The sequence below is a fragment of the Bradyrhizobium sp. AUGA SZCCT0222 genome, from assembly GCF_018130205.1.
In the GTDB taxonomy this organism is placed as follows: Bacteria; Pseudomonadota; Alphaproteobacteria; order Rhizobiales; family Xanthobacteraceae; genus Bradyrhizobium.
The window spans coordinates 41,291-66,186 of sequence record NZ_JAFCLX010000041.1; the positions used below are offsets into that span (position 1 = coordinate 41,291).

The 24,896-nt window shown below is 62.4% G+C and carries 20 protein-coding genes; 9 read left to right on the plus strand and 11 right to left on the minus strand.

The genetic code is table 11. From position 1 onward, the window contains the following. The first annotated feature begins 1 nt into the window (after nucleotide 1). Nucleotides 2-2,203 carry a PQQ-dependent dehydrogenase, methanol/ethanol family gene (locus JQ629_RS28085; RefSeq protein ID WP_212415371.1) on the plus strand — a complete coding sequence of 734 codons (2,202 nt, stop codon included), beginning with the start codon at nucleotides 2-4 and terminating at the stop codon, nucleotides 2,201-2,203. A 479-nt stretch (nucleotides 2,204-2,682) separates the two neighbouring features. Here JQ629_RS28085 and JQ629_RS28090 read toward each other — a convergent pair whose 3' ends face one another. The 6 genes from JQ629_RS28090 to JQ629_RS28115 form a co-directional block, all read right to left on the minus strand. Then, nucleotides 2,683-3,882 (minus strand): ABC transporter substrate-binding protein, encoded by a 1,200-nt coding sequence (locus JQ629_RS28090; RefSeq protein WP_192737016.1) that lies wholly within the window; start codon nucleotides 3,880-3,882, stop codon nucleotides 2,683-2,685. Nucleotides 3,883-3,973: 91 nt separating this feature from the next. Beyond that, nucleotides 3,974-5,812, minus strand: a complete 1,839-nt coding sequence (locus JQ629_RS28095) for an AMP-dependent synthetase/ligase (RefSeq protein ID WP_212415372.1) — start codon at nucleotides 5,810-5,812, stop codon at nucleotides 3,974-3,976. 119 nt (nucleotides 5,813-5,931) lie between these two features. Beyond that, entirely contained in the window at nucleotides 5,932-6,711 is a 780-nt protein-coding gene (locus tag JQ629_RS28100) for an ABC transporter ATP-binding protein (protein ID WP_211999311.1), read from the minus strand. A 10-nt stretch (nucleotides 6,712-6,721) separates the two neighbouring features. Beyond that, nucleotides 6,722-7,480, minus strand: coding sequence for an ABC transporter ATP-binding protein (locus tag JQ629_RS28105; RefSeq protein ID WP_212038740.1), 759 nt, complete (start codon nucleotides 7,478-7,480; stop codon nucleotides 6,722-6,724). After that, complete coding sequence (locus JQ629_RS28110) at nucleotides 7,477-8,628, minus strand: branched-chain amino acid ABC transporter permease (RefSeq protein ID WP_212415373.1); 1,152 nt, start codon at nucleotides 8,626-8,628, stop codon at nucleotides 7,477-7,479. Before JQ629_RS28110 ends, JQ629_RS28105 begins: the two co-directional genes overlap by 4 nt. 6 nt (nucleotides 8,629-8,634) lie before the next feature. Beyond that, nucleotides 8,635-9,510 carry a branched-chain amino acid ABC transporter permease gene (locus tag JQ629_RS28115; protein ID WP_212415374.1) on the minus strand — a complete coding sequence of 292 codons (876 nt, stop codon included), beginning with the start codon at nucleotides 9,508-9,510 and terminating at the stop codon, nucleotides 8,635-8,637. A 314-nt stretch (nucleotides 9,511-9,824) separates the two neighbouring features. On the opposite strand from JQ629_RS28115, the gene JQ629_RS28120 reads away from it, so the two are divergent. The 4 genes from JQ629_RS28120 to JQ629_RS28135 all read left to right on the plus strand — a co-directional run bounded on the left by JQ629_RS28120 (nucleotide 9,825) and on the right by JQ629_RS28135 (nucleotide 14,105). Beyond that, nucleotides 9,825-10,574, plus strand: a complete 750-nt coding sequence (locus JQ629_RS28120; protein WP_211999308.1) for an ABC transporter ATP-binding protein — start codon at nucleotides 9,825-9,827, stop codon at nucleotides 10,572-10,574. Beyond that, a complete protein-coding gene (locus JQ629_RS28125) occupies nucleotides 10,571-12,094 on the plus strand; it encodes a permease (protein WP_212415375.1) in 1,524 nt (507 codons plus the stop codon). The genes JQ629_RS28120 and JQ629_RS28125 overlap by 4 nt, the downstream gene beginning before the upstream one ends. A gap of 211 nt (nucleotides 12,095-12,305) precedes the next feature. Continuing rightward, on the plus strand, nucleotides 12,306-13,364 hold the full coding sequence (locus tag JQ629_RS28130; RefSeq protein WP_212415376.1) for a toxic anion resistance protein: 1,059 nt from the start codon (nucleotides 12,306-12,308) through the stop codon (nucleotides 13,362-13,364). Nucleotides 13,365-13,466: 102 nt separating this feature from the next. Next, nucleotides 13,467-14,105 carry a 5-bromo-4-chloroindolyl phosphate hydrolysis family protein gene (locus JQ629_RS28135; RefSeq protein ID WP_249135320.1) on the plus strand — a complete coding sequence of 213 codons (639 nt, stop codon included), beginning with the start codon at nucleotides 13,467-13,469 and terminating at the stop codon, nucleotides 14,103-14,105. Nucleotides 14,106-14,219: 114 nt separating this feature from the next. Here the strand turns inward: JQ629_RS28135 and JQ629_RS28140 are convergent, their stop codons facing one another. Next, a complete protein-coding gene (locus JQ629_RS28140; protein WP_249135323.1) occupies nucleotides 14,220-15,104 on the minus strand; it encodes an alpha/beta fold hydrolase in 885 nt (294 codons plus the stop codon). A 221-nt stretch (nucleotides 15,105-15,325) separates the two neighbouring features. Here JQ629_RS28140 and JQ629_RS28145 point away from each other — a divergent pair, with 221 nt between their 5' ends. The 4 genes from JQ629_RS28145 (at nucleotide 15,326) to JQ629_RS28160 (ending at nucleotide 18,717) form a co-directional block, all read left to right on the plus strand. Continuing rightward, nucleotides 15,326-16,141: an MBL fold metallo-hydrolase gene (locus tag JQ629_RS28145; protein WP_212415379.1), complete on the plus strand. Its 816-nt coding sequence runs from the start codon at nucleotides 15,326-15,328 to the stop codon at nucleotides 16,139-16,141. Nucleotides 16,142-16,277: 136 nt separating this feature from the next. After that, the gene (locus JQ629_RS28150) at nucleotides 16,278-17,330 is read left to right on the plus strand and encodes an amidohydrolase family protein (RefSeq protein WP_212415380.1); all 1,053 of its coding nucleotides are present in this window, start codon (nucleotides 16,278-16,280) and stop codon (nucleotides 17,328-17,330) included. A 240-nt stretch (nucleotides 17,331-17,570) separates the two neighbouring features. Beyond that, on the plus strand, nucleotides 17,571-18,410 hold the full coding sequence (locus JQ629_RS28155) for a hypothetical protein (RefSeq protein ID WP_212415381.1): 840 nt from the start codon (nucleotides 17,571-17,573) through the stop codon (nucleotides 18,408-18,410). A gap of 46 nt (nucleotides 18,411-18,456) precedes the next feature. Then, entirely contained in the window at nucleotides 18,457-18,717 is a 261-nt protein-coding gene (locus JQ629_RS28160; protein WP_212415382.1) for a hypothetical protein, read from the plus strand. Nucleotides 18,718-18,750: 33 nt separating this feature from the next. Here JQ629_RS28160 and JQ629_RS28165 read toward each other — a convergent pair whose 3' ends face one another. The 4 genes from JQ629_RS28165 to JQ629_RS28180 form a co-directional block, all read right to left on the minus strand. Then, complete coding sequence (locus JQ629_RS28165) at nucleotides 18,751-20,007, minus strand: aminopeptidase (protein WP_212415383.1); 1,257 nt, start codon at nucleotides 20,005-20,007, stop codon at nucleotides 18,751-18,753. Between the two features lie 54 nt (nucleotides 20,008-20,061). Continuing rightward, on the minus strand, nucleotides 20,062-21,423 hold the full coding sequence (locus tag JQ629_RS28170; RefSeq protein WP_212415384.1) for a class-II fumarase/aspartase family protein: 1,362 nt from the start codon (nucleotides 21,421-21,423) through the stop codon (nucleotides 20,062-20,064). A gap of 67 nt (nucleotides 21,424-21,490) precedes the next feature. Then, nucleotides 21,491-22,201, minus strand: a complete 711-nt coding sequence (locus JQ629_RS28175; RefSeq protein WP_212415385.1) for an SDR family NAD(P)-dependent oxidoreductase — start codon at nucleotides 22,199-22,201, stop codon at nucleotides 21,491-21,493. 142 nt (nucleotides 22,202-22,343) lie between these two features. Continuing rightward, nucleotides 22,344-24,404, minus strand: a complete 2,061-nt coding sequence (locus tag JQ629_RS28180; RefSeq protein WP_212415386.1) for a DEAD/DEAH box helicase — start codon at nucleotides 24,402-24,404, stop codon at nucleotides 22,344-22,346. Nucleotides 24,405-24,896: the final 492 nt, after the last annotated feature.

The window sequence follows — 24,896 nt, forward strand, 5'->3', positions numbered from 1 at the left end:
GATGACACGTTCGCCGCGCGGTGATTCTGCTTGCCGTTTTTTTCCTGAAAGCTTTTCCAATCTGCATCGGCCGGTTCGCCTTGCGCTGGCGATCGGGTTTGGGCTGGCGATCTCCTCCACGGCGGCGCTCGCGCAAAGTCCCGCCAAGGGATCGCCGGAGCACATCAAGGCCGTTACCTCGGCGGTCGACGGCGCCTCGATCAAGGCCAACACCGCGACATCGAACGACTGGCCGACCATCGGCCTCGACTATGCGGAAACGCGCTTTTCCAAGCTGAACCAGATCAACACCGACAACGTCAAGAAACTCGGCCTGGTGTGGAGCTATCCGCTCGAATCCTCCCGCGGTGTCGAGGCAACCCCGGTGGTCGTCGATGGCATCATGTACCAGACCGCCTCCTGGAGCGTGGTGCATGCGATCGACGCCCGAACCGGCAAGAGACTCTGGACCTTCGATCCCGGCATTGACAAGGAGAAGGGTTACAAGGGCTGTTGCGACGTCGTCAATCGCGGCGTGGCGCTCTGGAAGGGCAAGGTTTTCCTCGGCGCCTATGACGGCCGCCTGATCGCGCTCGACGCCGTCACCGGCAAGGTCGTCTGGGAAAAGGACACCATCGTCAGCAAGGAGCACTCCTACACCATCACCGGCGCGCCGCGCGTATTCAACGGCAAGGTCGTGATCGGCAATGGCGGCGCCGAATATGGCGCGCGCGGCTACGTCACCGCCTATGACGCCGAGACTGGCAACCAGGCCTGGCGCTGGTTCACGGTGCCCGGCGATCCTTCAAAGCCGTTCGAAGATGAATCGATGGCGGCAGCCGCCAAGACCTGGGATCCGGCGGGGAAATACTGGCTCAACGGCGGCGGCGGAACGGCGTGGGACACCATCACCTTCGATCCCGACCTGAACATGGTCTATGTCGGCACCGGCAACGGCTCGCCATGGAATCGGGATCTCCGCAGCCCGTCCGGCGGCGACAATCTCTATTTGGCGTCACTGGTGGCGCTGAACGCCGACACCGGCAAATACATCTGGCATTATCAGGAAACCCCCGGCGATCATTGGGACTACACGTCGACGCAGCCGATGATCCTGGCGGACATCAACATCGATGGCGCGCCAAGGAAGGTCATTCTTCATGCGCCGAAGAACGGCTTCTTCTTCGTCGTCGACCGCACCAACGGCAAGTTCATCTCGGCCAAGAACTTCGTCGATGTGAACTGGGCGACCGGTTACGACGCCAATGGTCGTCCGATCGAAGTACCGGCGGCGCGCGGCAAGGAGCCGTATGACAGCGTTCCCGGTCCATATGGCGCGCACAATTGGCATCCGATGTCGTTCAATCCGCAGACCGGCCTCGTTTATCTGCCGGCGCAAGGCGTGCCGCTGAACCTGACGCCGGAAAAAATGTTCGTTCACAACGCACCGACTCCCGGCAAGTTCGGCGCCACCACCGGCTGGAATGTCGGCATGGTGCTGGACGCTGTCCCGCCGAAGAATCCGGCGTTCGGGCGCCTGCTGGCGTGGGACCCCGTGAAGCAGAAGGAAGTCTGGCGCGCCGAATATGTGGCGCCATGGAACGGCGGCACGCTGACAACAGCCGGCAATCTGGTATTCCAGGGCACGGCCGACGGACGCTTCGTCGCCTATAATGCCACGACCGGCGAGAAGCTCTGGGAATCGCCGACCGGGTCCGGCGTCGTCGCGGCGGCCTCGACCTATATGCTCGACGGCAAGCAATATGTGTCGATTGCCGTTGGCTGGGGCGGCGTGTTCGGGATCGCGGTACGCGCCACCGAATTGCGCAGCCCGGGCACGGTCTACACGTTTGCGGTCGACGGCAAGGCGCCACTGCCGACTTTCGTGAAGTATCAGACCGAAGGCCTGCTTGCGGGCGTCAAGTACGACCCGAAGGACGTGCCCGACGGCACCAACCTCTATGTCGCCGCCTGCGCCACCTGCCACGGCGTGCCCGGCGTCCACAATGGCGGCAATGTCCGTAACCTCGGCTACGTGCCCAAGGAGACCATCGAGAACCTCAAGGACTTCGTGTTCAAGGGCCCGTTCCGCGACCAGGGCATGCCGGACTTCACCGGCAAGCTCACCGAAGCGGACGTGACGAAGATCGCCGCCTTCATCCAGGGCACGGCGGATGCGATCAGGCCGAAGCCGGCCGAAGCCGCGGGACAGCCGAAGCAGTAACCCAACTCGTCATGGCCGGGCTTGTCCCGGCCATCCACGTCTTCGTTCTTTATGCCGCCAAGATGTGGATGCCTGGGACGTAGGCGAGCGGAAGCGACGCCGTCCTTCAGACGGCGATGCCCGGGCATGATGGAGAAGAGAGGGGACCTCGCTCAAACACGAAAGGGCTGCGCGACATGATCGCGCGGCCCTTTCTTATTGGAGCGTGCATTGACGATGGCCGACTGATTGCATCCAGCGCACCACGGGGGGCTACTCAGCCGAAGCCGACCTCATTCACGGGAAAGGCGAAGCAGCTACAGCCGTCATTGCGAGCGAAGCGAAGCAATCCATAGGCAACAAGCAAGAATGGATTGCTTCGTCGCTTCGCTCCTCGCAATGACGCAGAGATCGACATCGGCAGGGGACAAAAAAAGGGCTGCGCGAGGTGATCGCGCAGCCCTTCGTCGTTTGGAAGGCGAACCTTCGGATGGCGAGCCTTAGAACATCAGGCCTTCCTTCACCAGCACCCAGCGGCCGTTCTTGACCTGCTGGACCTGGGTAACGGTGGTGGCGAGATGGTTGGTCTTCGAGAACACGGTCGGCGGCGAACTGAAGATATCCTGGAACTTGTCGCCGGACTCCAACGCGTCAAGCAGCTTCTGACCGGTCAGATCCTTGCCGGCCAGTTTCACGTAATGCGCAAACGTCATTACCGCATTGTAGCCGATGATCGCCTGGGTATTTGCGTCGGTGCCGAAGCTCTTCTTGTAGTTGACGAGCCAGTCCTTCACTTTTCCCTTCGCGGTGTCTTCGTAGGGAATTTCGAAGCCTGAAGCGGCATAGAGCCCTTCTACCGCTTCCTTGCCGAGCGCCGGCACTTCGAGCACGTTCACCGGCGTGGCGCCGAGGAAGGTGACATCCCATCCGAGCTTCTTGGCTTCGCTCATCGTGCCGATCGGCTCGCGGAGCACGGCGCCCAGGACGACCAGATCGCAGCTGTCGGATTTCATCTTGGCGACCTGCGCGCTGAAGTCGGAAGCGCCGCGCTTGTAGCTGGTGATGGAGGCCGGTGTGACCTTCATCGCGGTGAGTTGCTGGTTGAAGCCATCGAGCACGTTCTTGCCGTACTCGTCGTCCTGATACATGATGCACGGCTTCTTGAAGTTCTTTGCCTCCATCATGTATTTGACGGCCGCGCGGGTGCTCTCGACGTATGGCAGCAGGTTGTTGAATTTCAGCCGTTCCTGCGGCTTGGCCGGATCGAACTTGAAGGTGAATTCAGCCGCCGTCAGCGGAAACAGCTGCATCACCCCCGCTTCGAGCAAAATGTCCTGCGAGGCGAGCACGGTGGGCGATCCCATCGGGCCGACCATCGCGAAGATCTTGTCGCGCTCGACCATCTTCTGCGACGCCAGCACCGCCTTCTTCGGGTCGTAGCCACTGTCCTCCACGATCAGCTTGATCTTGCGCCCGTTGATACCGCCGGCGGCGTTAACTTCCTCAACCGCCATCTTCATGCCGTTGGAAACCGGAACGCCCCAGCCCTTGATGGGGCCGGACAGATCCTGATGGGTACCGATGACGATCTCGGACGCCGAGATGCCTTCATTGGTGATTTTGGTTTGGGCGTAGGCCGGCAGGTGGGTCAGCGCAAGGGCGCTCACCGCAAGGCACAACGCCCTAGACGATTTCGACATTGCAGTCTCCTCTTCGTTGGCCCGTGTTGAGCGAAGGGTGGGGCCTTCTTGTCCTTCGCCGTTTCTACAAATTTTGCTCAAAGTTCGTCCGTTACGCCACCGCCTGTTCGCCGTACATGGCGCCGATCTCGGCCGCGTAACGCTTGTTCACAAAACTGCGCTTCAATTTCATGGTCGGCGTCAATTCCTCATCCTCGGGCGTCAACTGACGCTCGATCAGGAAAAATTTCTTGATGGTCTCGACCCGCGCGAAGTTGACGTTGACCGCCTCGATCTCGCGCTGGATCAGGTCCTGGATCTCGGGCGCGCGGCACAGGCTCGCGTAGTTGGTGAAGGGAATGTCGTGGTCCTGCGCGAATTTCTCGACATTCTCCTGGTCGATCATGATGAGACAGGTGAGGAACGGCCGCTTGTCGCCGATCACCACCGCGTCCGAGACGTAGGGTGAGAACTTCAGCTGGTTCTCGATCTCGGACGGCGTGACGTTCTTGCCGCCCGAGGTGATGATGATGTCCTTCATCCGGTCGGTGATCTTGACGAAGCCCTCATTGTCGATCGAACCGACGTCGCCGGTGTGCAGCCAGCCTTTGGCGTCGATGGTCTCGGCGGTCTTCTCCGGCTGGTTGAGGTAACCCATGAACAGGAAGTCGCCCTTGATCAGGATCTCGCCTTGCGGGGAAATCGCGACCTCGCCCCAGGGCGCGGCCTTGCCGACTGAGCCGAGCTTCATGCGGTCGGGCGGCATCACGGTGGCCACACCGCAATTCTCGGTCTGGCCGTAGACCTCGCGCATGTCGATGCCGAGCGCGAGATACCAGCGGATCAGATCCGGCGCGATCGGCGCAGCCCCGGTGAAGGCCAGACGGCAGCGATCGAGCCCGAGCATGCGGCGTATGTTGCGGAACACCAGCCAATAGGCGAACTGATTGGCGATCCGCAAGGTCAGCGGCGGCGTTTTACCCTCGAGCTTGCTCTCGGTCACGCGATTGCCGATTCCCAGCGCCTGGCGGTACATCCAGTTCTGGAACGGCGTCGCGTCCTTGAGTGCAATCGTAATCCCGGAATAGAATTTTTCCCAGATCCGCGGCACCGCCAGGAACGCGGTCGGCTGCACTTCGCGCAGATTGTCCGGCACGGTTTCCGGGCTTTCGGCGAAATTCATCACCGAGCCCAGCGCCAGCGAAATGTAATAGCCGCCGATCCGCTCGGCGACATGGCAGAGCGGCAGGAACACCAGCCGCTCTTCGGCGTCGGTGGAGGGGAATAGGTCGTTGGCGTGGCGCATCTGGTGCGTGACGCTGCGGTTGGAATGCATCGCGCCCTTGGGCGGACCGGTCGTGCCTGACGTGTAGACGAGGATGGCCAGATCGCCCGCGCCTCGGCTTGCGATCATCGTATCCCACAGCGCCGGATCGTCGTGACTGTGGTTGCGCCCGAGGGCGGTGAATTCGGCCAGCGACATCACCATCGGGTCGCTGAAGCCAGAGAGGCCTTCCATGTCGAACACGACGATCTTCTGCAGGGTCGGGCAGCGTTCGCGGCAGGACAGGATCTTGTCGAGCTGCTCTTCATCCTCGGCGAAGATCACGCGTGTCGAGGAATCGTTGATGAGGTATTCGACCTGGACCGACGAGTCGGTTGGATAGATTCCCGATGAGACGCCGCCGGCGCAGAGGATGCCCATGTCGGCATACACCCATTCGGGAACCGCGTTCGCGATGATCGACGCGACGTCGCCCGCCTTGAAGCCGGTGGCATGCAAGGCGTAGGCGATATCCTTCGATATCTGCAGCCACTGCCGCCAGCTGGTCGGCTGCCAGATGCCGAACGTCTTTTCGCGGATCGCCGGCCGGTCGCCGCGCGTTTCCACGGCCAGCAAAAAGCTCTTCGCGATCGTGTCGGCGACCGTCAGCACTGCCGGTCTGGCCATGCGTCTTCCTCCCTCTCTCGCCTGCGTCCGACGCCGGTCTTGTCAGCCGGTCTTGTTTTCGGAGCTGGCTCGAATTTAGCTCCAAATCACTAGGAACGCCAAGGTCTTAACTGCGGCGTTTAGCGCCATGTCTTCTTCTTTTTCCAGCGTCGCTCGCCGCGCGCGCCCTCTTCCTTGGCGCCGAGATAGAATTCCTGGATGTCCTTTGAATGCATCAGCCGCTCGCAGCTGTCGTTCATGACGACCCGGCCGATTTCCAGCACATAGCCATAGTGCGCCGTCTCCAGCGCCACCTTGGCGTTCTGCTCGACCAGCAGGATCGACATGCCCTGCTCCTCGTTGACGCGCTTGATGATGGTGAAAATCTCCTTCACCAGGATCGGCGACAGCCCGAGCGAGGGTTCGTCCAGCAGCAACAGCGTCGGCCGGTTCATCAATGCACGCCCGATCGCCAGCATCTGCTGCTCGCCGCCGGAGAGCTGTCCGGCCGGCTGATTGATGCGTTCCTTCAGCCGCGGGAAATAGCCGTAGACGCGCTCAAGATCCTCGGCGACGCCGTCGCGATCCTTGCGCGGATAGGCGCCCATCATCAGGTTCTCGCGCACGGAGAGGAACGGGAACACTTCGCGCCCCTCCGGCACGTGGCTTAGGCCCAGCCGCACGATCTTGTCGGCTTCCACGCGCTGGATCGACTTGCCCAGAAATTCGATCGAGCCCTTCTGCGGATCGAGGATGCCGGAAATGGTTTTCAAAACGGTGGTCTTGCCGGCGCCGTTGGCGCCGAGCAGTGTGACGATCTTGCCACGCGGCACTTCGAGGCTGATGCCCCTGATCGCCTGAATCGGCCCATAATAGCTCTCGATATTGCTGAGCTTCAGGATGATGTCGGGAGCGCTCATGGCATCATCCTCATGCGCCGAGATAGGCCGCGACGACGTCGGGATGGCGCTGCACTTCGGAAGGTGACCCCATCGCGATCACCTTGCCGTAGTTCAGCGCGATCACCCGGTCCGACACCCGGTTCACCAGCGACATATCGTGTTCGACCATCAGCACGGTGATGCCGAGGTCGGTCTTCAGGTCGCGAATCCAGAACGACATGTCGCCGGTCTCCTCGACGTTCAGCCCGGAGGACGGCTCGTCCAGCAGGATCAGTTTCGGCTCCGAACACAGCGCGCGCGCGAGCTCGATCACCTTGCGGACGCCGTAGGGCAGCCCCGAGATCAGCTTGTCGCGATAGACTTCGAGGTCGAGGAACTCGATCACCTGCTCGACCCGGCGGCGATGCGCCTTTTCGTGCGCGCGCACGCTCGGCAGGAACAGCAACTCCTGCCACAGCTGCGTGGTGGAGTGGCGGTGCCGGCCGACCAGGAGATTGCTCAGCATCGTCGCGTTCTCGAACAATTCGATGTTCTGGAAGGTGCGGGCAATGCCGAGGCCGGCGATTTCGTAAGCCGGCTGCTGGGTGATGTCCTGATCTTCGAAATAGATCTTGCCCGAGGTCGGCGGGTAAATGCGCGAGATCAGATTGAAGATCGAGCTCTTCCCCGCGCCGTTGGGGCCGATGATCGAGAGGATCTCGCCCTTTTCCACCGCGAAGCTGACGGCATCGACCGCCTTGAGGCCACCGAAGTGCAAGGACAGGTCTTCGGCCCGGAAATAGCTCATCGGTTCCGCTCCGACTTCACATAGATTTTCTGCCGCTTGAAAGTGGCGCGCTTGTAGAGCGGGAACAGCTGGAAGAAGAGCTTTATCTTCAGCCAGCGTCCGTAGAGGCCGAGCGGCTCGAACAGCACGAACAGCACGATGATCAGGCCGTAGATCGCGCCCTTGAGGCCGTTGGCGGAAGCGATGGCGGCGGCCTTGCCCTGAATTTGAGACGCACTCTCCTTGCCCGCGCCAAACGTCGAGGCAACGCCCGCGATCATGCCGGGCAAGTCGTCCTTCAGATAGGTCAGGAGCGGATCGATCATGACCAGGAAGATCGCGCCCAGCACCGCGCCGTGCAGACTGAACGAGCCGCCGATCAGGATCACGATGATGAACTCGATCGAGAGCAGCAGCGTGAACATTTCCGGGCTGATGAAGGACAGTTTGTGCGCGAACAGGCAGCCCGCAAACCCGGTGATCCCTGCGCTGATCGCAAACGACTTCACCTTGTAGAGAGAGACGTTGATGCCCATGCTGCGCGCCGCCGTCTCGCTGTCGCGGATCGCGACGAAGGCGCGGCCGGTCGGCGAACGCAGGAGGTTCAGGGTGCCGACGATGGTCAGGATCAGGAAACCCAGACAAAGGAAATAGAAGGTCGGGCTATCGCGCGATATCGCCATGCCGAACACCTGCATGGTCTTGACGCGCATGCCCTCATTGCCATGGGTCACGCTTTCCCAGCGAGCCAGGATTTCCTCGACGATGAAGGCAAAGGAAATCGTCGCAATGACGAGATAGATGCCCTGCAGCCGCAGCGCCGGGAACCCGACCAGCGCGCCGACTACGCCGGTCAGCAGGCCTGCGGCCAGGAAATATACCGGAAACGGGACGTTGTATTGCTGCAGGAAGGCCGCCGTATAGGCGCCGATGGCGAGGAAGGCGGCGTGGCCCAGCGACGCCTGCCCGGTGAAGCCCGTCAGGATCATCAGCCCGACGCCGACGGTGGCGTAGATGCAGACGAACACCAGCTGGCTCATGATATAGCTGGAGAGCACGAACGGCGCGACCGCCAAGAGTGCCAGCAGCACGCCGTAGGTGACCAGATAGCCGCTGTGCGGCATCAGGCGGATGTCGTCTTCGTAGTCGGTCTTGAAGAGAAAACGCATCTGCCCCTAAACCTTCTTGCGCGTGTGCACGCCGAACAGGCCTTCGGGCTTGAGCAGCAACACCACGAGGAGAACGAGGTAAGGCGCGACGTCTTTCCAGCCTTGCGGCAGATAGAAGCCGGCCATGCTCTCAATCACGCCTATCAGGATGCCACCGACCACCGCACCTGGAATCGATCCGAAGCCGCCAAGCACCGCGGCGGGAAACGCCTTCAATCCCAGCACCAGCCCGACGTTGGAATGAATGAAGGTGATCGGCGCCAGCAACACGCCGGCGGCGGTTGCGACCGCAGCGCTGATCGCCCAGACGATCGACACCACCCGCTTGACCGGAATGCCCATGTAGTAGGCAGCCAGCATGTTCTCGGAACTGGCGCGCATCGCGGTGCCGAGCGTGGTGCGGTTGAAGAACAGATAGAGCAACCCGCAAAGGATGACGGTCGCGGCGATCACCGAGAGCTTGTCGTGGGCCAGCACCAGCGAACCGATCCGCAACACGCCCTGGCTGAACGGGGTGTCGATCTTGAGATCGTCGGTGCCCCAGATCATGCCGGCGATGGAGCGCAGGAAATATCCGAGCCCGATGGTCGCCATGATGATGGAAAACTGGGGATAGCCGAGGATCGGACGCACCACCACGCGTTCGGCCAGCATGCCAAACAGCGCCATGCAGATCACAGCGCCGGCGAATCCGAGCCAGTAATTGAGGCCGAGCATACCGATGAAAGTGAAGGCGAAGAAACCGCCCAGCATCATCAAATCGCCCTGGGCGAAATTGACGACCTCGGTGGCCTTGTACACCAGCACGAAGCCGAGCGCGATCAAGCCGTAAACGCAGCCAAGCGCGATGCCACTCACCAGTTGCTGAACGAAGTCCAGCATCGATTCCCCTCCCCCGGATGCCCCGCGATTCTACGGATCGCCTTAACGCATCCTGCCTTCGCGCTCTTGTGTCGAAGCGCTGAAAGTCACATATGTCCGTCCCCATTGAGACCAAAGCGCCGACGACTGTCAACAGAGCGCTGGTTGCGGCCCGCGTTAACAATTGCGCAGAAATGCCGCAGGGCGGAAGTTGGCTTCAAAGTAGCCTTGGAAGCGTTCATATCGGCGCGATTTGGGGTCTTCGATTCACCGCACCGAAAGTTCTTGGGTCCATGGTTCGCGGCGACACATGAAACCCGGACCGTCCCGACCTCATGAACCCCGATGTATCAGCGCTGCAGGTGCGAGGGTTAACGAAGCGTTTTGACCGCCCAGCGGTCGATGCGCTCGATCTCACCGTCCACCGCGGCGAATTCTACGCCCTGCTCGGCCCCAACGGTGCCGGCAAGACCACGACGTTGCGCATGGTGGCCGGCCTGCTGCGACCCGACGCCGGCGCGGTCTCAATATTGGGCATCGATGCGCTCGCCGATCCCGTCGCCGCCAAGCAGATCATGGCGTGGGTGTCGGACGAGCCGATGATTTATGACAAGCTGACGCCACTGGAATATCTCGAATTCGTTGCCGGCCTCTGGGGCGTCGATGCTTCGATTGCCGAATCCTCCGCGCAGGATCTGCTGGTGTCGCTCGGGCTCCAGCCGCATCTGCACGAACGCTGCGAAGGATTTTCGAAAGGCATGCGCCAGAAGGTGGCGCTGGCCGGTGCATTGGTCCATGACCCCCGCCTGATCATCCTCGATGAACCTCTCACCGGCCTCGACGCGCTGTCCGCGCGTCACGTCAAGGGACTGTTGCAGGCACGCGTCCGCGCCGGCTGCACCGTGATCATGACGACGCATATTCTGGAAGTCGCCGAGCGGATGGCCGACCGCATCGGCGTCATCGCCGCGGGCCGGCTGGTGGCCGAAGGCACGCTCACCGAATTGCGCCAGCAGAACGGCCGCAACGACACCAGCCTCGAAGACATGTTCATTGCACTCGTCGACACCGACGCGGCCGCATGAGCTCGGCCGCTGATCTCACCTGGTTTGCCCGGCACGAAATCCGGCTGGCGTGGCGCGAATGGCTCGCCATGATGACGGGCGCGCGGCGAAAACGAACACGCGCCGTGATCGGGCTGCTCGTGCTCGCCGCCTTCCTGCATCTGCCGGCCTATGCGGTGATCGGCCGCTTTGCCGATCTGCAAGCCCCGCTCGACAAGCCGACGCTGATCGTCATGTCAGCAACGATCTTCCTGGCCTGGGCCCTGATGCTGTCGCAGGCGATCGAATCGGTGACACGCGTGTTCTATGCGCGCGCCGACCTCGATTTGATCATGTCGTCGCCGGTCAGGCTGACCAACATCTTCTCGGTGCGGATCGCGGCAATCGCGCTCTCGGTCACGGCCATGGCGCTGCTGTTGTCGAGCCCCTTCGTCGACGTCCTCATGATCGTCGGCGGCATCAGGTGGTTCTCGGGGTTTGGCGTCGTCATCGCCATTGGCCTGTCGGCCGCGGCGGTTGCGATCGCGATCACGGTATTGTTGTTTCGTTTGATCGGCCCGAGCCGGACGCGGCTCGCTGCGCAAATTCTCGCCGCCGTCATCGGCGCGGGTTTTGTCATCGCACTCCAGGTCGCCGCGATCCTCTCCTACGGCACGCTGTCGCGGTTCACGGTGCTGACGTCGGACGCCGCCGCGGCCTACGCTCCCGATTTCGACAGTCCGTTGTGGTGGCCGGCGCGCGCCGCGATCGGTGACGGCGAAATGCTCTCGCTTCTGCTGGCCGGCAGCCTCGTGCTGCTCGGCGGCGTGATGGCGGTCTTCTCGCCGAAATTTGCCGGCACCGTCGTCAGCGCTTCGGCAACGGCAACGACGATCCGTCGCGGATCTCGCGCGACCTCGTTTCGTCGCGGTTCGCGGCAGGCCGCGCTGCGCTGGAAGGAGTTCATGCTGCTGCGGCGCGATCCCTGGCTGGTGTCGCAGAGCCTGATGCAATTGCTTTATCTGGTGCCGCCGGCGCTGATGCTGTGGCGCAGCTTCTCCGATAGCTCGGCCGCGACCGTCCTGATCACGCCTGTGATTGTGATGGCGGCCGGACAACTCGCCGGCGGTCTCGCCTGGCTGACGATTTCAGGCGAGGACGCCGCGGACCTGGTCGCGACCGCTCCGATGCCACCCGGCAGCGTGATCCGGGCCAAGGTCGAGGTGGTGATGATCGCGATCGGCGTCATCTTCGCTCCCTTGGTGGCTGCACTGGCCTTTGCGTCACCCCTACAGGCAGCGGTCACTGCCGTCTTCGTCGTCATCGCCACTGTGTCGGCGGCCGCGATCCAGCTGTGGTTTCGCGTCCAGGCCAAACGCAGCCAGTTCCGCCGCCGCCAGACCTCGTCACGCATCGCGACATTTGCTGAAGCGTTCTGCTCGATCGGATGGGCGGCGACCGCGATCCTCGCCGTCACAATCCCGATAGCCGCCGTCATCAGCGGCGCCATGACCGCGCTGATGCTGGCCGGAACGTGGAAGATCAGCCCGCGAAGGGATTGATGCGGAAGCGCCCGGTATTCAGCCGTGAACCGCGGCAGACCGAACCCCGACAAAGCGATATCCTATTGAAGTTGAGGGCAGATTTCCGGCAAGCCTGACTGGCTGGAAGGCCACGCCGCCGTCATCGATTCGTTTGGCTGGCTGGGCTATCTTGCCGGAGCACTACCGCGGCACCATGTGGCGGGAATGAGCACACAGGAGAGGAAGCGCGATGAGCGAAACCATCAATGTCCCGGCGGTCATGGTGGACGCGTCCGCGGTCGCGCGGATCAAGTCGGAGATCGACATCTCCGATCGGTCGCGCATCGTTACCTTCGGCGATCGCGCGCAGCGATCGGTCGTTGAGTTCGCGGACCGCATCCTCGCCCAAACCCAGAACCGGGAGCTTGGGACAACAGGCAAATTGTTGTCGGACATCCTGGGCAAGGCGCGTGGACTCGATCCGGCGACGCTCAAGGACAGCGGCTTTTTCACGCGCCTGTTCTCCTCGATGGAATCGCGCTTGCGGCGGTTCTCCGAACAATTCGGTGACGTCGCCTCCCAGATCGACCGCGTCTGCGTCGAACTCGACCGCAACAAGGAAACCTTGCGGCGCGATATCGCCGTGCTGGACGAACTGCACGAACAAACCAAGGCATCGCTCGGCGACCTCGATTCGCATATCGCCGCCGGCAAGACCTTTGCCGAGGACTTTCGCCGTGGCCGGCTGGTCGAACTGGAACAGGCCGTGAAGGCAGCCGGCGAAGGCAGCGACGCCTTGCTGGCGGCGCAAACCTATCAGGATGCCGCGCAGGCGCTCGACCGGCTCGAGAAGCGCGTCTTCTATCTGCAGCAGGCGCGCCAGATCGGCATTCAACAGCTGCCGCAGATCCGTATCGTGCAGTCCGGCGACGAGACCCTGATCGAGAACCTGCAGGCGACGACCGAACTCGCGATCCCGGTCTGGAAGCAGAAGATGATCCTGCTGCTCGGCCTCACCCGTCAGAAGTCCGCGCTCGATTTGCAGAAGACCGTCACCGACGCCACCAACGAGATGATGAAAAAGGCCTCGGAGATGATGAAGACCCAGGCGATCGAGATCGAAAAGCAATCCCAGCGCGGCATCATCGATATCGCGACGCTGGAGAAAACCAATAGCGATCTGGTCGACACGATTTCGGGCGTCCTCAACGTCCAGGCGGAAGGCCGCAAGAAACGCGCCGAGATCGAGCAGCGAATGGCGCAACTGACCGACGAGTTGAAGTCAGCGATGTCCAAGTCGACGACATGAAGTCCGCGATGCGACCTTGCCTTGCCGGCCTGCGGTTCGCGCTGGCGCTCGGCATTTCGCGCGGTGCGAGGCTATAACGGAATGCTATCAGGCTTTTCAGCCATGAACTGGATCGCGGGCGGCGCCGCGGCAGCCGTGCTGCTGCCGGTGCTGGCGATCGGCACCGGCATGCCGTTCTGGATCGCCTGCATTGTCAGCCTGGCGGCGGGCGGCGGGCTGGTGACTGCATTTTCGCCGCGCAAACCGTTCGAGAGGCTGGATGCCAGCGGGGCCGCGCGGGGCAGAATCGAATTCGCGCGGGAACTGCTGACCGACGCCGAGCCGCTGGTGGTGCGGCTGGAGGTTGCCGTGAGTTCGATCGGCACGCCCAAGGTCGCCGACCGCGTCCGCCATCTGGCGCGGGTTTCCCGCGAGATATTCGCGGGCGTCGAGGATGACCCGTTGCGCATCGATCTGGTACGACGCTTCCTCACCTATTATTTGCCGCGGGCAGCCGAACTCGCCGAGGCCTATGCGCTGCTTGAAAAGGGCGGCATGCGCGACATGGCGCGGATCACCGCGACGGCTGAACTGATCGACCGGCTCGATGCCGCGTTCACCCATTACGCGAGGAATTTGCAGAGTCCCGACCTCGGCAATCTGGACATTGAGCTCAAACTGCTGAAGAGCTCACTCGACGAGGACCTCGGGCCACCGCCGCAACTCGGCGCTCCCTCGGGTCCAGGGAAGGGGAGAGTCTGATCGACGCCGGGACCGGCGGCTTACGTCTATCTGCGTCAGCATCCCGATCGGTTGGCGACGGCGTAGCCAGCCACTGGTCCAGCTTTGCCCGTTCGATCACGTCGCTGCTCTGGCCTACGCCTTGATCAATTCCAGCACCGCCGCTGCAAACGCCTCGGGCTCTTCCTGCGGCAGATTATGCCCGGCGCGCGGCACCACCCGATGAACCCGGCGGCCGGCGAATTTCGGCGCGCTCTTGCTGCCGTCGGTGGCCGGGCTCACGCCATCCCCGTCGCCGTCGAGCGTAATGGTCGGCACCACAATGGCGGGCTGCGTCGCCAACCGGCGCTGCAGATCGGCATATTGCGGATCACCCTCGGCAAGGCCGTAGCGATGGCGGTAGCTGTGGATCACCACCTCGACATAGTCAGGATTGTCGTGCGCGACTGCCGTCCGCTCGAAGCAGGCGTCGTCGAACTCCCAGTTCGGCGACCATTGCTGCCATAATAGTTTGGCGATGCCGCGCCGGTTGGCGGCAAGGCCGGCGCGGCCACGCTCGAGCTGGAAATAATACTGATACCAGAGCGCCACCTCGCGGTCCGGCCGCGCCGGCACCATCGCCTTGGCGATATCCTGAATGTTGTAGCCATTGATCGACACCAGGCCGATGCAGCGCTCCGGCCATAGCGCCGCGCCGACACAGGCCGCCCGGCCGCCCCAATCATAACCCGCGAACACCGCGCGCTTGATGCCGAGCGCGTCCATCAGCGCCATCAAATCCGCGCCCAATGCCGCCTGCTCGCCCGAACGCCGCGTCACCTTGTCGCGAAACCGGGTCGGCCCATAGCCGCGCAGATAGGGAACGATGACGCGGCACCCCTCGGCGGCAAGCTGCGGGGCCACGTCCACATAGGCGTGAATGTCGTAGGGAAAGCCGTGCATCAACATCACGACCGGCCCGTCCGCCGGCCCCGCCTCGTAATAGGCGGTCTTGAGCACGCCGGCATCGATGCTGCGCAGCGGCTCCAGCCGCTTCGAAGAAGGGGCGCGCGCGGCATTTTGACTTGGTGTGGAGGCTTGCTCGGTCAAGGCGTCACTCCGTTGTGGCATCCGGCGACACGGTATCGCCTAACGCCGGTGAAGCAAATGCGGCACAGGAGCTGTGCGCGATTGACATCATGACGGGCGCTGAATTCGGCGATACAGTATGCCAGCGGCCGTTGCCGCATACGGGTCATGCCATGCTGCGATCGCTTGCGCTTGCCACAGCCTTCCTCGGTTCGCTGATCATTCCGGCGACCGCGCAATCGCCGCTGCGCAGCGAATGCCTGGCGATGGCCAACACCCCGCCGCGGGCTGTGCCGGTCAGCCTCCGCCGCACCGCGGCCAAGATGGAGGAGGTCGCGATCACCTATGTCGGGCATTCCACCTATTACATCGACACGCCCGGCGGTGTGCGGATCGGGACCGATTTCAATGGCTACTACCAGACCGGGCGGCTGCCCGACGTCGTCACCATGAACCGGGCGCATTCGACGCATTTCACGCTGTTTCCCGATCCCAAGATCAAGCATGTGCTGCACGGCTGGGGCGACAAGGGGCAGCCTGCGCTGGTCGGCCTGCGCGTCGAGGACGTCTATATCCGCAACGTGACCACCGACATCCGCCGCTACTACGGCGATGGCGCCGGCGGCGAGATGATCCGGGACGGCAACTCGATCTTCATCTTCGAGGTCGCCGGGCTTTGTATCGGCCATCTCGGGCATCTGCATCACAAGCTCGACGACAGCCATTTCGCCGCGATCGGCCGGCTCGATATCGTGATGGTCCCGATCGACGGCACCTTTACGATGTCGCTCGACGGCGTCTCCGAGATCACCAAGCGCCTGCGCGCCTCCGTGGTGCTGCCGATGCACCGCTTCGCCACCCCGCTCGACGAATTCATGCGGCTGATCGGCAAGCAGTTCGAGATCGACCAGCGCACCGAGCGAACCCTGAAGATATCGCGGGAAACGCTGCCCAGCACGCCGACGGTGATCATTCTCGACGGCGTGTGAGGCGAAGGCCAGAATGTCACCGCCGTCATTGCGAGCGGAGCGAAGCAATCCATAGTGCGGCAAGCGGAGAGATGGATTGCTTCGCTACGCTCGCAATGACGAGAGAGCAACGACAATAATCAGGGAGTGACCATCGATGGCCGTCAGCACTGCACCCGCATCGAAGAGCGGGCTCTATGCCGATCCGCGCGAAGACTGGCTGGCGCAGCACACCGAGGAAATCATCGACCCCGACCGCCCGATCGTCGATCCGCACCATCATTTGTGGGACCGTGGCGGGCTTCGCTACATGATCGAGGAGATGGCGTCCGATATCGCATCCGGCCACAACATCATCGCGACCGTCTATGTCGATTGCCGCTCGATGTACCGCGCGCAAGGGCCCGAGGCGTTCCGCCCGGTCGGCGAGGTCGAGTTTGCCAACGGCGTCGCCGCGATGGCCGCAAGCGGCGGATACGGCAAGGCCGCGATCTGCGCCGGCATCGTCAGCCACGTCAATCTGCTGCTCGGCGAGGACGCCAGGCCGGTGCTGGAGGCGGAGATCGTCGCCGGCAACGGCCGCTTCCGCGGCATCAGGCATTCCGCGGCGTGGGATGCCGATCCCAATGTCGCCGGGATGTATGCGACGCGGCCGCAGGGCCTGCTGCTCGACGCAACCTTCCGCAAGGGATTCGCCTGTCTCGCCCCGCTCGACCTCAGTTTTGAAGGCTGGCTGTTTCATCCGCAGATCGGCGAACTCACCGATCTTGCCCGCGCTTTCCCTGACACCAGGATCGTGCTCGACCATTGCGGCGGCCCGATCGGCATCGGCAGCTATGCGGGCCGGCGCGAGGAGATCTTTGCGGTCTGGAAGGCCTCGATCCAGGAGATCGCCAGATGTCCCAATGTCGTGGTCAAGCTCGGCGGGCTCGCGATGGCCCTGCTCGGCTATGACTTCCATCTGCGGCCGAAGCCGCCGACCTCGGAACAGGCCGCCGCCGCGTGGCGCCCGTATATAGAGACGTGCATCGAAGCCTTTGGACCCAGCCGCTGCATGTTCGAGAGCAATTTTCCACCGGACAAGGGCCAGTGCAGCTACCAGGTGATCTTCAACGCCTTCAAGCGCCTCGCCGCGCAGTACAGCGAGGCCGAGAAGACGGCGATGTTCTCGAAGACGGCGGCGGACTTTTACAGATTGAAGCTTGGATGAATACGGTTGCCTTGCAACAGTGCTCCTCTGGCTCACAGACGGCAATTGAGTTGGACATCTCGTCCTGCGCAGACGTTTGTCAAAACCGCATCCACCAGTGCTGGCGGCAGCCATCAGGGTATTTTCGAACAGCGAGCCACACGAACGGACTGCCACGAAACAATTTTTGATTGCATTATTGTTTATCAGCGCGCACAAATACAATGAGATATTGGGGGTATTGCACGGCAGGGGCTTATCATGCGGAAAAAGGGCATTTCGCTTTCGACGCTGCTTTCCGTCGTGACGCTCACGGGCTGCGGAGTATTGGTACCGGAAATTCGTGATTTTCCCAATGCCGGGTCTGCTGCTCAGAACAATCTCTTGGTCCAGGCGATCGTAATCAGCATTCGATGTGAGCTGCAGGACGCAGTTACAAACGTCATCAACGCGGACGTCGACACTGCGAAGGCCAATCGCTTCTACTATGCTCAGTTTCTGAAAAATTGGGGAGCTCAGGTTGCGCTTACACTCCGGATGGAAGAGAAATCGAGTATTAGTCCCAACGGGGCCTACCTTCCGGTCTCGCCGCTCACTTCTGTCTTTTCGCTGAGCGGCGGACTTTCGGCGACGGCTGACGCGACGCGCGTCGACAAAATTAATTTCTATTACAAAGTTACCGAACTTTATCTCGGGCGCGATCGAAAGTGTATTAGAGATACAAATCCACCGCGAGACTCGCTGCTTATCCAGAGCGACTTGAAGCTCGGGGAATGGCTGGATGCGATGATTAACGGGTCTGCTACAGGCATTATCACAGCCGTCAGCAACAAGAACGTTCTCTCGCACCAAATTACATTCCAGGTCACGACAGCCGGGAATCTGACTCCCGCATGGAGGTTGGTGAGAGGGACAGTCAATCAGAGCGGCTCGTTCCTGACGGCAAGCCGAGACCGACAGCACGATCTGGTAGTGACGTTTGGGCCTCTCGATACAACGCAGAGCGGCAGCTTTCTGCTTCCAATAGCCGAAAATTCTCACACGTCGTCGCAATTGATAAGTGGCGTCACAACCGGCTTCAAGAGCGCGCTGGGACAGTAGCTGATGAATCGTGAGGCCTGGATGATTCAGAAGAGAGGATAAGGTCATGGCAAAGAAAGCGAAAAAGGCAAGTCCGAACAAAAAGAAGAAGGCCAAAAAGAAGCAAACTCACAAAGCCAAGCTGCTTGCACATCCGGCTACAGCAGAAATGATTGCCCGCGTAAACGGCTGCAACAAGCCCCCGATCCTGTGGCGTAAGCAAAGTGATGGGTCTTGGCTCGAATGCTTCCTGAAGCCAGATTGCACCTATGGAAATTGCCAGGTTGTCCTTCCAAGCCAAGTACCCCTTGCGATACGGAATAAGTAACCATGCAGCGAAGGAGGTGAGGCGACTACCGGCTCACGCCCATTCGCCCTTGCGGAATACCGGGACGCTGCTGCCGTCGGCGTGAATGCCGTCGATGTCGGTCTCGGCCGAGCCGATCATCCAGTCGATATGAATGAGGCTCTTGTTGCCGCCCTGTGCTGCGATCTGCTGCGGCGTCAGCTTGTCGCCGCCGACGAAGCATTTCGAGTAGCATTGGCCGAGCGCGATGTGCGAGGCGGCGTTCTCGTCGAACAGCGTGTTGAAGAACAGCAATCCGCTTTTCGAGATCGGCGAGGAATGCGGCACCAGCGCTACTTCACCGAGGCGCGCGGCGCCCTCATCGGTATCGAGCACCTTCTTCAGCACTTCCTCGCCGCGCGAAGCCCTGGCCTCGACGATGCGGCCTTCCTCGAAGCGCACCGCGATGTTGTCGATCAGGGTGCCCTGATAGGACAGCGGTTTTGAGCTCACGACATGTCCGCTCACGCGCCGGCAGTGCGGCGTGGTGAAGACTTCCTCGGTCGGGATATTGGCATTGCAGGTGATGCCGTTCTTGGCCATCGAGGCGCCGCCTTCCCATTCGTGGCCGTCGGCGAGACCGATCGTGAGATCCGTTCCCGGTCCCGAATATTTCAACGCGTGGAAGCGCTGGCCGTTCAGCCATTGCGTGCGCTCGCGCAGCACCGCGTTGTGCTTCTCCCACGCCGCGACCGCGCCGTCCTGATCGACGCGCGAGGCCGCGAAGATCGCGTCCGCCAGTTTTGCTACCGCGACATCTTCTGCAACGTCGGGAAATACCTGCTTCGCCCATGCCGGGCTCGGATAGGCGATGATGTTCCAGTTGGTTTCGAAATTGACGATCTTTTCCAACGCCGGCTGATAAGCCATCGAATTGGCCTTGCTGGCGCGCGCCACCTTGGTCGGATCCTCGCCCGACAGCAGCATCGGATTGTCGCCGACGATCGCCAGCCGCGCGGTGTTATTGCCGAACGCCTTCGCCATGCCCTCGTAGAGCCAGCCGGCGGCGCGATCGAACCCGTCATTGTGGCCGTAGCGATAGCGCGACAGCGTGATCTCTTCGTCGGACAGGAACGGCGTCACTAGGCCCGCACCGGCCTTGTAGGCATGCTCGGCGATTTTTCGAACCAGCGGCAGCGCCACCGACGGCGCGGTCAAAAGCAGGTCCTGGCCCGGCTGCAACTGCAGGCCGACCTTCACGGCGACCTCGGCAAGGCGGTCGAGTTTCACGGGATCGATCGGCGTCGAAAAATTACGTTCGTGTGCGGTCATGACGGGCCCTCAAATCAATCGTTGCTACAGAGATAGGTGAACCGGCCGGTTCCTTCAACGCTTCGACGCCGCCAATACGCGATCAACCATCTCGGGCGCGAGACCGAGGTAATTCTTCGGCGAGGTCAGGCGGTCGATGGTCGCGCGGTCGATGCGCAAGGAGACCCGCGGGTCCGCGGACAGCGCATCCGCCAGCGTCATGCCTTTTTCGTTGGCGACACGGCAGGCGTCGTAGACGACGTCGTGTGCCTCCTGCCGGCCGATGTCGGGCGCCAGGCCCATCATGACAGCTTCGGCGACGATCAACCCGCGGCTGATGTCGAGATTTTCCGCCATCTTCTTCTCGTCCACGATCAGGCCGCCCAACGCGAATTTGGCCTGATGCAGCGCGCCCGCGGTGAGGACAAAACTTTCCGGGATCGCCATCCATTCGGCATGCCATGGCCCGGTGGCGCGCTCAAAGTCCTGCACCATTGCGTCCAGCATCAGACCGGCATGCTGGCGCACGCCCTTAGCCGCCGCCAGCATCAGTTCGGATGAAATCGGGTTGCGTTTCTGCGGCATGGTCGAGGACGCGCCGCGGCCCTTCACGAACGGCTCGTAGAGTTCGGCAAATTCGGTCGAGGCCATGATCATGATGTCGAGCGCGATCTTGCCGAGCGAGCCGGTGACGAGGCCGAAGAAATTGATCACTTCCGCCAGCCCGTCGCGTGCGACATGCCAGGTCGAGACGGGCACACCGAGCCCGAGTTCCTCGCACAGCGCCTTTTGAACCTCGAACCCCTTGTCGCCGAGCGAGGCCAGCGTGCCGGCGGCGCCCGCGAACTGGCCGACAAGGACGCGGGGCTTCAATTGCGCGAGGCGCTCGGCGTGACGATCGAACATCGCGAGATAAATCGCGGTCTTGTAGCCGAACGTCACCGGCAGCGCCTGCTGCAGATGGGTGCGGCCCGCCATCGGCGTATCGCGGTAACGCTTCGAGAGATCGGCGAGGATGCCGCGCAGGGCGGCGATATCAGCCTCGATGATCTCAAGCCCGGCGCGGACCTGCAGGACCACGGCGGTATCCATGATGTCCTGCGTGGTCGCGCCCCAATGCACATAACGGCCGGCCTCGCCGCATTGTTTTGCCATCTGGTGCACCAGCGGCAGAATCGGATAGCCGACGATATCGGTCTCGCTGCGCAGCAGGTCGAAATCGAACGCCGAGACGTTCGTGCGCTTTGCGATTTCCTCGGCGGCTTCCGCCGGGATCACGCCGCAGCGCGCCTCGGCCTTGGCGAGCGCGATCTCGACTTCGGCGTAGCGCGAGATCAGGCTGAAATCCGAGAACACCTCGCGCATCGCCGGCGTGCCGAAGGCGTCGCGGAACAGGATGGAGTCAAGGACGGTGGTCGAGGTCGGAAAGGCGGGCATGTCGTTTCCTGAAGGGCAATTCGCTGGAATGACTCATGCCACAATCATTGCCGGTTGGGAAAGCCGATCACCATTTCTCGTGCATGGTCCGGACATCGAGCTCGAACGACCATGCGCGCGGCGGCTGTTTGTGCAGGAACAAAAAGCCGTCGACGATGCCCTCGATGCTGATCAGGCGTTCCTCGCGGCTGGCGGCCTCCGGGAAACGCGTCTTGATCTTTTCGCCGCCGATCGCGCCATCGACCACGACATGTCCGACATGAATGCCGTCGCCGGCATATTCCTTGGCCATCGCCTGCGCCAGGGTGCGCAAGCCCGCCTTCGACGAATTGAAGGCGCCGTAGCCCGAGCGGCCCCGCAACGAGGCGCTCGCGCCGGTGAACAGCAAGGTGCCCGCGCCCTTCGGCACCATGCGGCGGACCGCCTCGCGGCCGAACAGAAAGCCGCCGAAGCACACCACGCGCCAGCTTTGCTCGAAGTAATCGGCGGTCATCTCGATGATCTTGCCGGCCGTGTTATTGCCGGCGTTGTAGATCGCAAGTTCGAGATCGGAACCGGCCTTGTCGAAAAGCGCGATAGTATCGGCCTCACTGGTGGCGTCGGCTACGACCGCCGTAGCGCGCCCGCCGGCTGCGACGATGTCGGAAACGACGGCGTCGAGCGCCGCCCTGGTGCGGCCGGCAACCAGAACGTTGAGGCCCTCAGCGGCAAAGCGCTTGCAGAGTTGTGCGCCGAGACCCTGATCAGGCCCGACACCGATGACAATTGCCGTTCCCATCCATCTCTCCTGCGTTCGATGTCCATCAGCCATTTTTATATGACGATCGTCATCAATTCAATCGAAGGAGCTTCCGCTTTCCGCTGTTCACGAGGATATGAGCGCGTCGGGTGAATCACGCCGGCCGGTTGCCGGCGCCTCCTCAATCGCGGAATTTCTTCTTCTTTTTCCCAAATGCGGGCTTCGCAGCGCCGGCATGTTTCGGCTTGGCGGCGTAAGCGGGCTTCTCCCGGAACGGCCGCTTTTTGTCGTAACGCCTTTCCTTGTCGAATCCAGGCGCCTTTTCGCTGCGAGGCTTGTCGTTATACGACTTGCTGTCGCGGGATTTGCCGCCGGGCGGCTTGTTGTTCCAGGGCTTTTCGTCGCGAGGTTTTTCGTCGCGAGGCTTGTCTTCGCGAGGCTTGTTATCCCAAGGCTTTGCTTCCCGCGGCTTGTCCTGCCACGGCTTGCCGTGCGGCCTCGGTGCCCTCTCCTCACGCTCGCGCGCAGGCGGACGCTTCTCGGCCGCGGGTTCGCCCTGCGGGCCCTCGGGCAGCGGCTCGATGCGAATATTGTCTTCCTTGTCGGGACGGCGGAGGTTGCCGACAAATTTGTCGGCGGCACGCGCGGAAATCTCGAACTCGGTCGTCGTGTCCATGACGCGGATGGCGCCGATGTCAGTCTTGTCGATGCCGCCGCGGCGGCAGATCATCGGCAACAGCCAGCGCGCCTCGGCATTCTTGCGGCTGCCGATCGAGGCGCGGAACCAGACACTGTTCTCGCCCATGACGTGGCGCGCCGACGGCTTTTTCGACTTCGATCGTGGGCTGGCGTTGCGATCGTCACCGCGCGGCGCCCGACTATCCCTATCTCTTTCGCGGCCGCGATCCTCGCGGCCCCGGCTGCGATGTTCGCCGGTATCGATGATGTCTTCGGGCGAGGGCAGCCGTGAGCGATAGAGCCGCGCCAGTGCCGCGGCAATATCCTCGGCCGAGCGCTCGGCGAGCAGGGCTTGCGCCAGCATCAGATCTTCTGATGTGGTCTCTTCGGCGAACAGCGCATCCTTCAGCATGCGCTCCTGGTCGAGCTTGCGGATCTCATCGGCCTGCGGCGGCGTGCCCCAGATCGCATCGATGCCGGCCAGGTTCAGCAGCACTTCCGCGCGGCGCTTGCGCGCCGGCGGCACCAATAAAACGCTAACCCCCTTGCGGCCGGCACGGCCGGTGCGGCCGGAGCGGTGCTGCATGACTTCGGGATCGTTCGGAATATCGGCGTGGATGACAAGATCGAGGTTCGGCAGATCGATGCCGCGTGCGGCGACGTCGGTCGCAACGCAAACGCGGGCGCGTCCGTCGCGCAATGCCTGCAGCGCATGGGTGCGCTCGTTCTGGGTCAATTCGCCGGACAGCGCCACCACCGAGAAGCCGCGCTCCGACAATGTTGCCTGCAGATGCCGCACCGCTTCGCGGGTGTTGCAGAATACCAGCGCGCTCGGCGATTCGAAGAAGCGCAAGGTATTGACGACCGCATGGTCGACATCGCCGGGCGCAATCCGGATGGCGCGGTAATCGATGTCGGCGTGGCCGCCTTCGTCGCCGCCGACCTCGATACGGAACGCTTCCTGCTGATATTCCTTGGCCAGGGCGATGATGACGCGCGGCAGGGTCGCCGAGAACAACAGGGTGCGGCGGGTCTCAGGCGTGGTCTCGAGGATGAACTCCATATCCTCGCGAAAACCGAGATCGAGCATTTCGTCGGCCTCGTCGAGCACGACGGCCTTCAGTTCGGAAATGTCGAGCCGGTTACGCCTCAAATGATCGCACAGCCGCCCCGGCGTGCCGACCACGATATGGGCGCCGGCCGCAAGCTCGCGCTGTTCACGGCGCGGATCCATGCCGCCGACGCAGGAAACCACGCGCGCATCGGCGTATTGATAGAGCCAGGCGAGTTCGCGGTGGACCTGCAGCGCAAGTTCGCGCGTCGGTGCGACGATCAGGGCAAGGGGTGCGCCGGCCCGCTCGAACCGCTCGGCATCGCCGAGCAGTTCGGCTGATATCGCGAGGCCATAGGCGACGGTCTTGCCGGAGCCGGTTTGCGCCGACACCAGCAGGTCGCGGCCGGCGGCGTCATTTGCCAGCACGGCGGTCTGCACCGGCGTCAGGGAATCGAAATTGCGCTCGGCCAGGGCTCGGGCGAGCGGCGGACTTGTGGTCAGGGATGTCACGGGATCAGAACCTTAATGGGCGCAGCTGCGCCGGAAAGCCGAATAAAGCCTCGAACCATACGATTGAGGCTGCCGGCTGGAGGATGCGCGGGTCCGATGACCCGAACGATTTGAATGAGATAGGCACCCTTTAGGCCATTCGCAGCCAAAGCGCCATGGAATGTTGGTGGGGGCTGCATTGCGTCGTTAACGGCGGGGCTATGGCGTTGATATTACGGCATTATCCCGTCGTCCCGGCGCAGGCCGGGACCCATACCGCGTGATCTCTCAATGAAGCCGCGGTATCAAACACCTTTCGCAAAACTGCTCCCTGTGGTTATGGGTCCCGGCCTTCGCCGGGACGACAAACGCAGTTTCGCGATCTCGCGACGCATTGCGCCCGAGGTTTGCCAGAAACTTCCCGCCCTCTTCAAACAGAGGGCGCAGGGAAGACCGGGTGCGCGCTGCACCCGCGGTCCCGTGTGCGGTTTGCACTAAGTAGGCTGCACACGA

Coding starts and splice junctions, on each gene's coding strand:
- JQ629_RS28160 (WP_212415382.1), top strand. CDS start 18,457: ATGGCAAAGAAAGCGAAAAAGGCAAGTCCGAACAAAAAGAAGAAGGCC.
- JQ629_RS28120 (WP_211999308.1), top strand. CDS start 9,825: ATGAACCCCGATGTATCAGCGCTGCAGGTGCGAGGGTTAACGAAGCGT.
- JQ629_RS28130 (WP_212415376.1), top strand. CDS start 12,306: ATGAGCGAAACCATCAATGTCCCGGCGGTCATGGTGGACGCGTCCGCG.
- JQ629_RS28095 (WP_212415372.1), bottom strand. CDS start 5,812: ATGGCCAGACCGGCAGTGCTGACGGTCGCCGACACGATCGCGAAGAGC.
- JQ629_RS28090 (WP_192737016.1), bottom strand. CDS start 3,882: ATGTCGAAATCGTCTAGGGCGTTGTGCCTTGCGGTGAGCGCCCTTGCG.
- JQ629_RS28135 (WP_249135320.1), top strand. CDS start 13,467: ATGAACTGGATCGCGGGCGGCGCCGCGGCAGCCGTGCTGCTGCCGGTG.
- JQ629_RS28110 (WP_212415373.1), bottom strand. CDS start 8,628: ATGCGTTTTCTCTTCAAGACCGACTACGAAGACGACATCCGCCTGATG.
- JQ629_RS28165 (WP_212415383.1), bottom strand. CDS start 20,007: ATGACCGCACACGAACGTAATTTTTCGACGCCGATCGATCCCGTGAAA.
- JQ629_RS28155 (WP_212415381.1), top strand. CDS start 17,571: ATGCGGAAAAAGGGCATTTCGCTTTCGACGCTGCTTTCCGTCGTGACG.
- JQ629_RS28175 (WP_212415385.1), bottom strand. CDS start 22,201: ATGGGAACGGCAATTGTCATCGGTGTCGGGCCTGATCAGGGTCTCGGC.
- JQ629_RS28150 (WP_212415380.1), top strand. CDS start 16,278: ATGGCCGTCAGCACTGCACCCGCATCGAAGAGCGGGCTCTATGCCGAT.
- JQ629_RS28125 (WP_212415375.1), top strand. CDS start 10,571: ATGAGCTCGGCCGCTGATCTCACCTGGTTTGCCCGGCACGAAATCCGG.
- JQ629_RS28145 (WP_212415379.1), top strand. CDS start 15,326: ATGCTGCGATCGCTTGCGCTTGCCACAGCCTTCCTCGGTTCGCTGATC.
- JQ629_RS28115 (WP_212415374.1), bottom strand. CDS start 9,510: ATGCTGGACTTCGTTCAGCAACTGGTGAGTGGCATCGCGCTTGGCTGC.
- JQ629_RS28105 (WP_212038740.1), bottom strand. CDS start 7,480: ATGAGCTATTTCCGGGCCGAAGACCTGTCCTTGCACTTCGGTGGCCTC.
- JQ629_RS28100 (WP_211999311.1), bottom strand. CDS start 6,711: ATGAGCGCTCCCGACATCATCCTGAAGCTCAGCAATATCGAGAGCTAT.
- JQ629_RS28085 (WP_212415371.1), top strand. CDS start 2: ATGACACGTTCGCCGCGCGGTGATTCTGCTTGCCGTTTTTTTCCTGAA.
- JQ629_RS28170 (WP_212415384.1), bottom strand. CDS start 21,423: ATGCCCGCCTTTCCGACCTCGACCACCGTCCTTGACTCCATCCTGTTC.